We start from the raw sequence: 9,939 nt of genomic DNA, 5'->3' as shown, positions 1-9,939 counted from the left end.
AACAGATCCTCCTGCGTGTAGTCGGCGAGACCACTCACCCCGACCCCCAGCAACCGCACACCCCCGGTCGTGTCCACCCCCTCCAGCAGCCGCGCGGCAGCCTCCCGCACCACCGCCGGATCGTCCGTCGGCCCCCGCAACGTCTCCGACCGCGTCAGCGTCGAGAAGTCGTACCGCCGTACCTTCAGCACGATCGTCCGCCCCGAAAGACCGGCCCCCCGCAACCGCCCCACGCACCGGTCGGCGAGCCGCTGGACCTCCAGTCCCACCCGCGTCCGGTCATGGATGTCGACGTCGTACGTGTCCTCGACCGAGACGGACTTCGCCTCCCGCTCCGCCACCACGGGCCGCTCGTCGTGCGCCAGCGCCATCGCGTACAGGGCGTGCCCGTGCGCCTTCCCCAGCAGCCGCACCAGCTCGTCCTCGCCCGCCTCGGCGATCTCCTCGACCGTGTGGATCCCGGCCCGCCGCAGATGGTCCCCGGTGGCCGGTCCCACCCCTGGCAGCACGCGTACGGACATCGGCCCGAGGAGCGCCCGCTCGGTCCCCGGCTCGATCAGCACCATCCCGTCCGGCTTGGCCTCCTCCGAGGCGATCTTCGCGACCATCTTGGACGCCGCGAGCCCCACCGACCCGGCCAGCCCGGTGGCGGCCCGTATGTCGGAGCGCAGCTTCACCCCCACCAGCCGCGCGGACTCCGCGTCCCAGGCCACTCCCCCGGCCTCCAGGTCGACGAACGCCTCGTCCAGGCTCAACGGCTCCACCAGCGGCGACAGCTCCCGCAGCAGCCCCATCACGCGCTCGCTGACGTCCCGGTAGATCGAGAAGCGCGGCACGAGATACGCGGCGTTGGGCGCGAGCCGCCGCGCCTGCGCCATCGGCATGGCGGAGTGCACCCCGAAGATCCGCGCTTCGTACGAGGCCGTGGCCACCACCCCGCGGGGCCCCAGCCCGCCCACGATCACGGCCTTTCCCCGCAGGCTCGGCTTGGACGCCTGTTCCACCGACGCGTAGAAGGCATCCATGTCGAGGTGCAGGATGGTGGGCGCGTTTCTCACAGTTCCGATGCTGCCCTACGGCACTGACAACGCCGCCGCGACCTCAGACCGCGCGGTTGCGCCGCCGTGCCAGCTCGTCGGCCGGGTTGTGCCCGACCAGCGTCTCCCCGGTGTCGATCCGCTCCCCGTGCAGCTGTGACAGCGCGCTCTCGACGTCCCGCCACACCACGCCGACGGCGATCCCGAAGATCCCCTGCCCGCCCTGGAGCAGCGCGTGGACCTCGTCCGGCGAGGTGCACTCGTACACGGTGGCGCCGTCGCTCATCAGGGTCAGCCGTTCGAGATCCCGGAAGCCCTGCTCGCGCAGGTGCTGAACGGCGGTCCGGATGTTCTGCAGGGACACACCGGTGTCCAGGAAACGTTTCACGATCTTGAGGACGACGACGTCCCGGAAGCTGTACAGGCGCTGCGTGCCCGACCCGTACGCCGGCCGCACGCTGGGCTCGACGAGTCCGGTGCGGGCCCAGTAGTCCAGTTGCCGGTACGTGATCCCGGCGGCCGCGCAGGCCGTCGGACCCCGGTACCCGATCTGCTCGGCCATGGACGCCGCCCCTCCGCCGCCGCTCGGCACGGCCTCCGGTCGTTGCGGGGCGTGATCGGCCGCACCGCCCTGGACAGCGCTGCCGTGAAGCGGGTACGGACCGCTCGCCCCGAGGCCGCGCTCGGGTGCACCCCCAGCCGTACCGCCGCCGCTGCTTCTCACGCCGACCTCCGTCCTTGACCTGCCTTCTCGACGGTAGGCAGTCACCGGGGGTGCGTCAACGATCGCCACACTCGGCACGCCGAGTGATAATCACCCTACGAGTGGTTTCCCGTGCCCCGCCGCGGGGAAAGGCTAGCCGAATGCGCCCGAACCGGGCTCCATGACGCCCTCCCTCGCCCGTGGCACATGCCCGGCGTACGGGCCGTGACGGGCCGCGGGCCGCACCGCTCCGGACCAGGCCGGACGGGCCGCCCACGCCGTCTCACTGACTGCTGGTGCCGAAGTCCTCCGGCGAGATCTGGTCGAGGAACTCGCGGAACTTCTCCACCTCGTCCTCCTGCTCGTCCGGGATCGCGATGCCCGCGTCGTCGAGCACACCGTCGCTGCCGTAGATCGGCGTTCCGGTGCGCAGGGCCAGCGCTATCGCGTCGGACGGACGGGCGCTCACCTCGACACCGCTGGCGAAGACCAGCTCGGCGTAGAAGACGCCCTCACGCAGATCGGTGATGCGCACTTCGGTGAGCTCCTGGCCGACCGCCTCGAGCACGTCCTTGAACAGATCGTGGGTCAGCGGTCGTGCGGGGGCCATGCCCTGCTGGGCGAAGGCGATCGCCGTCGCCTCCCCGGGCCCGATCCAGATGGGGAGGTAGCGGTCGCCTCCCACTTCACGCAGGAGCACGATCGGTTGGTTGGAGGGCATTTCGACCCGGACACCTACGACATCGAGCTCGTTCACACAGCAACCCTAGGCCGTGCTCGGGACGTTTGGGTAGTCGGGCCGGGATCGGGTGGCCGATCCGGCCGATCCGTGCATGCGCCGCTCAGGGCAGCCGCACCCCGAGGGCCGTCTGCATCAGCGCGGCGTGCAGCCGGACGGTGAGCCCGGCCAGCTCCTTGGCCCTGGCCTCGGCATAAGCCCTGGTCTGGGGGTTGCGATGCCGCTTCAGCGGCGCGACGACCTGCTCCACGAGACCGGCCTCACGGTCGGCGGCGGCCTTCATCACCCGCAGGTGCCGCGGCTCGATGCCGAAGCGGCCCAGCTCGGCCACGAGCGTGGCCACGGTCACCGCCTCCGCGTCGTAGGCGCCGTCCGGGAGGGCGGTGATCAGCCCGTACGACTCCCACTCGGCGAGCTGCTGCTCCCCGATCCCGGCCGCGGCCAGCAGCTGAGCCCGTCCGAGACGGGCGGCCGTACGCTCCTCGACCGGCTCCAGGACCCCGTCGCCGTCGCGCTGCCGGCACAGCGCGGGCAGGGCCGCGGCCTCGCCGCGCTCCATGGCGTCCAGGTGCTCGCGGATCACCTTCAGCGGCAGATAGTGGTCCCGCTGCATCCGCAGGACGTGGCGCAGCCGCTCCACGTCCTGCTGGCCGAACTTGCGGTAGCCCGACGGTGTGCGGCGCGGCTCGACCAGCCCTTCCGACTCCAGGAAACGGATCTTGGAGATCGTGACGTCAGGGAACTCCTCGTGGAGCACGGTCAGCACCGTGCCGATGCTCATCGGCCGACCGTCCGTGGCGGCGGCACCGTTGCCGGCACCGCCGCTCGGTGTTTTCAGCATGGACCTTCCCTGGGTCTCCCCGGACGGGTCCGGGGGAGGTCAGAAGCCCCGCTGGCTCGCGTAGAAGACCAGCCGGTACTTGCCGATCTGCACCTCGTCACCGTTGTTCAGAGCGACCTGGTCGATCCGCTCGCGGTTGACGTACGTGCCGTTGAGGCTGCCGACGTCGGCCACCGTGAACGAGCCGTCCTGGGTGCGGCGGAACTCCACGTGCCGGCGCGAGACGGTCACGTCGTCCAGGAAGATGTCGCTCTGCGGGTGCCGCCCGGCGGTGGTCAGATCGCCGTCCAGCAGGAAGCGGCTGCCCGAGTTCGGTCCACGGCGCACCACCAGGAGCGCGGAACCCACCGGCAGCGCGTCGACGGCGGCCTGTGCCTCCGGGGAGAGCGCGGGAATCTGCGTCTGACCGGTGGTCTCGGCGTCGTAGGCCTCGATGCCCGAGATGGAGATCGTCGACGTCGTCTCGGACGGGCGCTCGGGCGCACCTCCGGCACGCAGCGGCGCGCCGCAGTTGGAGCAGAAGCGGCTGTTCTCCGCGTTGCGGTTACCGCACCTCGTACACACCAGGGCCGACATCGGGGAAAACCCTCCACCCGTACTCGAGGTTGACGGTTGTCCGAAACCTATGTCGCCGGACTGGCCAGGGTCAACCGACGGCGCGCCCTGACCTCCGGAAATGTCGCCGCCCGGTCCAGGGACCTGGTCCCTGAACAGGGGGCGCTGCCCTTCCTCGTCCCCTTGTGCGCGGTGACGAGTGGTCGCGTTCTCGTCTCGCGCACTCTTGCCGAACAGCTTCCCAAACAACTTCACGGGCGATTCCCCTTGACCGAAACAGACCCGCCCGTGGGGCAGGACGAACCCTGACTGAACCTATTGGCCGACCCGGACATCTTCACAACGTCCGTCTCCGCCAGACAGTTTCCACCACGCACCACCCAATCGGTGCGCCGACCCCCCGCAACCTCATGCCCTTGCCGGATGTCCCCCATGCACCGCCGGGTCACCGGGAGGACGACCGAGCGTAGTCAGGCCGCTTCGCCGCTCGCAAGGCGTCCACGACGATCTTGTCAGACCGCTCGATGGTCACGGTGGCCTGCTCCTTCTCGAGGGTCTGGACCACGCCTCCAGGGATGTTGAGCGCCGGCTCCAGGTCCTGTGGTTTGCCGATGACCTTGAAACGATAGGGAGCGTTGATCTTGTTCCCGTCGACGCTCACGGTGTTGCCCGCGTCGGACAGATAGGTGCCGGCGACGATGCGGACACCGTTCACCTGCATCGCCTCCGCCCCGGCCGCGCGCAGCTCCTGGATCGCGTCGAGCAGCATGTCCGCCTCGACCGTCCCCTTCGTGTCGTCGATGGTGATCGTGATGCCGGGTCCCTCAGCGGCCACGGTGCCCGCCAGAATGCCGAGTTGCCTCTCCTTCTCGACCGTCTGCCTGCGGGCCTCCTCGGCCTGGTCGGAACTGTTCTCCAGTTCGTCGCGCTGCTTCTCGAGACCTTGCTTCTCGTCCTCAAGACGCTGACTTCGGTCGTCGAGTTCATCGAGGATGCGGACAAGATCTTCCTGGCGTGCTCCGCGCAGGGCGCTGTCGCCGTCGCTGTTCGAGGCGACCTGGACCGCGAGGCCGAAGCCGAGCCCGAACAGCAGCAGCGCCACGATGAGTTGGGCCCGGCTCACCCGCGGCGGCCACAGGCCCTTCACCAGCCGCTGCCGGCCGGTCAGCTCCGCCGGACGGTCACCGTCCTCCTCAGCGGCCTCAGGAGCCTCGTCAGGGCCGGCCTGCACCTCCTCGGGCAACTCGGCGCGCAGCCGGTTCTCCCGGGTCTCGTCCTGGTTGCTCATCGGCCTCACGCCCGGAAGACGTGCCGGCGGATCGCGGCGGCGTTGGAGAAGATCCGGATGCCGAGCACCACGACGACACCGGTGGACAGCTGCGCGCCCACGCCCAACTTGTCGCCCAGGAACACGATCAGCGCGGCCACGACCACGTTCGACAGGAACGACACGACGAAGACCTTGTCGTCGAAGATGCCGTCGAGCATGGCCCGCAGACCACCGAAGACGGCGTCGAGAGCCGCCACGACGGCGATCGGCAGATACGGCTCGACGACCGCCGGAACCTCGGGCCGGACCAACAGGCCGGCCACGACGCCCACGACGAGGCCCAGTACGGCGATCACGATGTGCCCTTCTCAGTTGTCTCGGTGTTCGGCTGTGCTGTACGGACGATCACGCTCGGCGCCGCGGGCAGCTTGAGGTCCTCCTGCGCGGAGATGCTGGTCCGGATGCCGAAGTTCTCCTGCAGGGCGCTCAGGTACAGGCCGTCGGCACTGTCCTGGAAGGCGCGGCTCAGCCGCTCCCCGTCCCCCACCGCGAGCACCGTGTACGGCGGCACCAGCGGCCTGTTGTCGACCAGTATCGCGTCACCCGCGGCCCTGATCGCGGACAGGGCGGTCAGCCGCTGCCCGTTGATCGAGACGGCCTCCGCGCCGGACTCCCACATTCCGTTGACGACGCGCTGCATGTCGCGGTCGCGTACCCGCCCGGTGTCCGAGAAGCCGGACGACCCGCGCGCGTCACCCCCGGCGGCGTCACCGGCCTCCTTGGCGTCGTCCACGACCAGCTTCACACCCGGCCCCGTCACCTCGACGGCACCGGACAGGATGCTCACCAGGTCGGCCTTCTCGCCGTGCCCGGTCGACTTCAGCGCCTGGCGCTGCCGCGCGTTCACGTCGGCGCGCAGCTTGTCGACCGTGTTCTCCAGCTCGTCCGCCGCCTCGGTCTCCTTCTCGACGCGGTCGACGAGCTCCTCGCGCTCCTTGGCGACGACCGGCGCGGCCACGCGCGCCTGCGCCGCTCCCACGGTCACCACGAGCGCCGCGAGCACCAGACCCACGGCGAGTCCCAGCTTGGCCCGCAGCGTCTTGGGCAGCCCGCCCTCACCGGCGGCCTTCTTGCGGGCGGCGGCCTCCGCGTAGCCGTCGTCGAGACTGTGATCCATGACGTTGGTGAGCAGCGACATGGAGGCGTCCGGACGCGGCGGGCGCGTGGGTGTGCTCCGAACGGGGGGCTGCGGCATGCCGCACATCGTCGCACGTCGCCGCCGATACTCCGAATGGCCCCACCGCAGGTGCCGGACAGGCCCCTTTCAGGGGTACCTGTCCGGCACGCGTGCTTACGCGGGACTCAGCGTCCGGCGCTGTCCACGACCGCCGCCCACTCGTCGAGCAGCGCCTGGGCGGACGCGTCGTCCGGCCCCTCCGCCCACAGATGGGTGACCGCCTCGGCCGGGTCGGGCAGCACCATCACCCAGCGGCCGTCCGTCTCCACGACCCGCACACCGTCGGTCGTGTCGACAAAGCGATCCCCGGCCTCCTCGACGACCCGTCGCATCACGAGTCCCTTGACCGCCCACGGGGTCGCGAGGTCCCGCTTGAGGACGTGCGCCCGCGGGATGCGCGCATCGATCTGGCTGAGCGTGAGCTGCGTACGCGCCACCAGACCGATCAGCCGGACGAAAGCGGCGGTGCCGTCGAAGACGCTGCTGAACTCCGGGATGATGAAGCCGCCGCGGCCGTCACCACCGAAGATCGTCGCCTCGTCGGCGCCCACCCGGGTGAGGTCGTCGGGCGACGTCGTCGTCCACTCGACCTGCGTCCCGTGATAGGCGGCCACCTGTTCCGCGATCCTCGTGGTGGTCACCGGCAGCGCCACACGTCCGCTCCGCCGCTCCGCGGCCACCAGGTCGAGCATGACGAGCAGCGCCCGGTCGTCCTCGACGATCCGTCCCTTCTCGTCGACCAGGGAGAGCCGCTCGCCGACGGGATCGAACCGCACGCCGAACGCGGCCCGCGCGGACGCCACTATCTCGCCCAGCCGCACCAGCCCCGACCGCCGTGTGTCGGCCGACTCGGTGGGCCGGGACTCGTCGAGACCGGGGTTGATCGTCAGCGAGTCCACGCCGAGCTTGCCGAGCAGGCTCGGCAGCACCAGGCCGGCGCTTCCGTTGGACGCGTCCACGACGACCTTGAGCCCGGACTCGGCGATCCCGGTCGTGTCGACGTTCCGCAGCAGCGAGCCGGTGTAGGAGTCGAAGACGCTCGCCGGGAAGTGCAGGTCGCCGATCTCGCCCGGGAACGCGCGCCGGTACTCCTGCCGCGCGAAGACCCGGTCCAGCTTGCGCTGACTGGCCTGCGACAGGTCGGCACCCTGCCCGTCGAAGAACATGATGTCCACCGAGTCGGGCACACCGGGCGTCGTACGGATCATGATGCCGCCGGCACTGCCCCGCGCGGTCTGCTGCCGTGCGACCGGCAACGGCACGTTCTCCAGGTCCCGTACGTCGATGGCGCTGGCCTGCAGCGCGGAGATCACCGCCCGCTTGAGCGCGCGCGCACCACGGGAGTGGTCGCGGGCCGTCGTGACGGTGGCCCCCTTCTTCAGGGTGGTGGCGTACGCGCCCGCCAGCCGCACCGCCAGCTCGGGTGTGATCTCCACGTTCAGGATGCCGGAGACACCGCGGGCGCCGAACAGATGCGCCTGCCCTCTGGACTCCCAGATCACCGAGTTGTTGACGAAGGCACCGGCCTCGATGGTCTTGAACGGGTACACCCGCACATTGCCCTGAACGATCGATTCTTCACCGATCAGGCACTCGTCACCGATGACCGCGCCGTCCTCGATCCGCGCGGCGCGCATGATGTCGGTGTTCTTGCCGACGACGCAGCCGCGCAGATTGCTGTGCGGCCCGACGTACACGTTGTCGTGCACGACGGCCCTGTGCAGGAAGGCACCGCTCTTCACGACGACGTTGGAGCCGACGACCGTGTGCTCCCGGATCTCGGCGCCGGCCTCGACCTTGGCGTAGTCACCGATGTACGCCGGCCCCCGCAGCACGGCGTCGGGATGCACCTCGGCACCCTCGGCCACCCACACCCCGGGAGAGATCTCGAAGCCGTCCAGCTCGACGTCGACCTTGCCCTCCAGGACGTCGGCCTGGGCCTTCACATAGCTCTCGTGCGTACCGACGTCCTCCCAGTAGCCCTCCGCGACATAGCCGTAGATGGGCTTGCCCTCCTTCATCAGCTGAGGGAAGACGTCACCCGACCAGTCCACGGGCACATCGGCTTCGACATAGTCGAATACCTCGGGCTCCATGACGTAGATGCCGGTGTTCACGGTGTCCGAGAAGACCTGGCCCCAGGTCGGCTTCTCCAGGAAGCGCTCGACGCGGCCCTCCTCGTCGACGATCGTGATACCGAATTCCAGCGGATTCGGCACACGCGTCAGACAGACGGTGACCATCGAGCCCTTTTCCTTGTGGAAGTTGATGAGCTCGGTGAGGTCGAAGTCGGTCAGGGCATCGCCGGAGATGACGAGGAAAGCGTCGTCCTTCAGTGCTTCCTCTGCGTTCTTGACGCTTCCGGCGGTACCGAGTGGCTTCTCCTCATTGGCATACGTGAGCTCCATACCGAGCTCTTCGCCATCACCGAAGTAGTTCTTGACGAGCGAGGCCAAGAACTGAACGGTAACGACGGTCTCATTCAGCCCATGCCTTTTGAGCAGCCGCAGAACGTGCTCCATGATCGGCCGGTTGGCCACCGGCAGGAGCGGCTTGGGCATGCTCGAGGTCATAGGACGAAGGCGTGTGCCTTCGCCCCCGGCCATCACGACGGCCTTCATGTCGGAAGCGTCCTCCTCCAGAGACGACGGTCTAGCCGACTTCACCCGTCCGTTATTGTCCCGCACTTTTCGCGAGCGGGCCATCGAGCCGCTACGCCCTTGGCAATCGGCGAGTTCAGTCGGCCATGGCGGCGTCCGCGCGAACGAGGCGGCGGACTTGTACCACGTAGAGGACTCCTGCCCACCAATAGAGCGTTGTACCCCATCCGGCGAACGCCCATCCGAAAATAGCAGCGAGTGACGAGATCCAACCACTGCCGTCACTGAGCAGCAGCAGGGGGAACGCGTACATCAGGTTGAAGGTGGCCGCCTTCCCCAGGAAGTTCACCTGCGGCGGCGGATACCCGTGCCGCCTGAGGATGCCCACCATGACCAGCAGAACCAGCTCGCGCGCCAGCAGTACACCGGTCAACCAGAGCGGCAGAATCTCCCGCCATGTCAGGCCGACCAAAGTCGAGAGAATGTAGAGCCGGTCGGCTGCCGGGTCGAGAAGCCGGCCGAGGCTGCTGATCTGGTTCCACCGCCTGGCCAGCTTGCCGTCCAGGTAGTCGCTGACACCGCTCAGGGCCAGCACCAGAAGCGCCCAGCCGTCACTTTTGGGCCCACCGAACTCGGGCCGCAGAATCAGCCACAGGAACAGCGGCACGCCAACGAGCCGCGCCATGCTGAGGATGTTGGGGATGGTGAGGACCCGGTCTGTCTGGACACGGGTCTCCTGGACCTCCACCCGGGGGCCTCCTGTGGTGAACGAATCGACGATGCTCCCCGACCCTACCTCAACACAAAAAAGCTCCGGCTCTCGGGCTGTTACGCCCAAGAGCCGGAGCTCTAAAAGGAGTTCGGCGGTGTCCTACTCTCCCACAGGGTCCCCCCTGCAGTACCATCGGCGCTGTAAGGCTTAGCTTCCGGGTTCGGAATGTAACCGGGCGTTTCCCT

Annotated in this window: 10 protein-coding genes and 1 rRNA gene; all 11 read right to left on the bottom strand. The window is 68.9% G+C overall.

Features of this window, described 5'->3' with window-relative positions; translation table 11 throughout:
* Positions 1-1,058, bottom strand: a 1,058-nt coding sequence (locus tag ADL34_RS32275; RefSeq protein ID WP_107116133.1) for a DNA polymerase IV, incomplete at its 3' end; no start/stop codon positions are given.
* A 43-nt stretch (positions 1,059-1,101) separates the two neighbouring features.
* Positions 1,102-1,761, bottom strand: a complete 660-nt coding sequence (locus tag ADL34_RS32270; protein ID WP_079034498.1) for a MerR family transcriptional regulator — start codon at positions 1,759-1,761, stop codon at positions 1,102-1,104.
* A gap of 262 nt (positions 1,762-2,023) precedes the next feature.
* A complete protein-coding gene (locus ADL34_RS32265; protein ID WP_004002801.1) occupies positions 2,024-2,497 on the bottom strand; it encodes a bifunctional nuclease family protein in 474 nt (157 codons plus the stop codon).
* A gap of 85 nt (positions 2,498-2,582) precedes the next feature.
* The gene (locus ADL34_RS32260; protein WP_062674494.1) at positions 2,583-3,320 is read right to left on the bottom strand and encodes a MerR family transcriptional regulator; all 738 of its coding nucleotides are present in this window, start codon (positions 3,318-3,320) and stop codon (positions 2,583-2,585) included.
* Between the two features lie 39 nt (positions 3,321-3,359).
* Complete coding sequence (locus tag ADL34_RS37175) at positions 3,360-3,896, bottom strand: FHA domain-containing protein (RefSeq protein WP_062674492.1); 537 nt, start codon at positions 3,894-3,896, stop codon at positions 3,360-3,362.
* A 424-nt stretch (positions 3,897-4,320) separates the two neighbouring features.
* The gene (locus tag ADL34_RS32250) at positions 4,321-5,163 is read right to left on the bottom strand and encodes a DUF881 domain-containing protein (protein WP_062674490.1); all 843 of its coding nucleotides are present in this window, start codon (positions 5,161-5,163) and stop codon (positions 4,321-4,323) included.
* A gap of 5 nt (positions 5,164-5,168) precedes the next feature.
* Entirely contained in the window at positions 5,169-5,501 is a 333-nt protein-coding gene (locus tag ADL34_RS32245; RefSeq protein WP_003988855.1) for a small basic family protein, read from the bottom strand.
* Positions 5,498-6,409: a DUF881 domain-containing protein gene (locus ADL34_RS32240; protein ID WP_079034496.1), complete on the bottom strand. Its 912-nt coding sequence runs from the start codon at positions 6,407-6,409 to the stop codon at positions 5,498-5,500. The genes ADL34_RS32245 and ADL34_RS32240 overlap by 4 nt, the downstream gene beginning before the upstream one ends.
* A gap of 98 nt (positions 6,410-6,507) precedes the next feature.
* A complete protein-coding gene (locus ADL34_RS32235) occupies positions 6,508-9,003 on the bottom strand; it encodes a mannose-1-phosphate guanyltransferase (protein ID WP_062674486.1) in 2,496 nt (831 codons plus the stop codon).
* 115 nt (positions 9,004-9,118) lie between these two features.
* A complete protein-coding gene (locus ADL34_RS32230) occupies positions 9,119-9,730 on the bottom strand; it encodes a CDP-alcohol phosphatidyltransferase family protein (protein WP_062674484.1) in 612 nt (203 codons plus the stop codon).
* 110 nt (positions 9,731-9,840) lie between these two features.
* Positions 9,841-9,939: ribosomal RNA gene (rrf, locus tag ADL34_RS32225) — 5S ribosomal RNA — on the bottom strand; the annotation flags it as partial.

It is taken from the genome of Streptomyces sp. NRRL WC-3605 (assembly GCF_001509795.1).
Taxonomy (GTDB): Bacteria; Actinomycetota; Actinomycetes; order Streptomycetales; family Streptomycetaceae; genus Streptomyces; species Streptomyces viridochromogenes.
The sequence above is the reverse complement of the archived record's forward strand: the minus strand, read 5'-3'. Positions and strand labels throughout refer to the sequence as shown.

What these genes read in the sequence shown, in the direction of transcription:
- ADL34_RS37175 (WP_062674492.1), bottom strand. Translation starts at nt 3,896, where the DNA reads ATGTCGGCCCTGGTGTGTACGAGGTGCGGTAACCGCAACGCGGAGAAC.
- ADL34_RS32260 (WP_062674494.1), bottom strand. Translation starts at nt 3,320, where the DNA reads ATGCTGAAAACACCGAGCGGCGGTGCCGGCAACGGTGCCGCCGCCACG.
- ADL34_RS32235 (WP_062674486.1), bottom strand. Translation starts at nt 9,003, where the DNA reads ATGAAGGCCGTCGTGATGGCCGGGGGCGAAGGCACACGCCTTCGTCCT.
- ADL34_RS32250 (WP_062674490.1), bottom strand. Translation starts at nt 5,163, where the DNA reads ATGAGCAACCAGGACGAGACCCGGGAGAACCGGCTGCGCGCCGAGTTG.
- ADL34_RS32240 (WP_079034496.1), bottom strand. Translation starts at nt 6,409, where the DNA reads ATGTGCGGCATGCCGCAGCCCCCCGTTCGGAGCACACCCACGCGCCCG.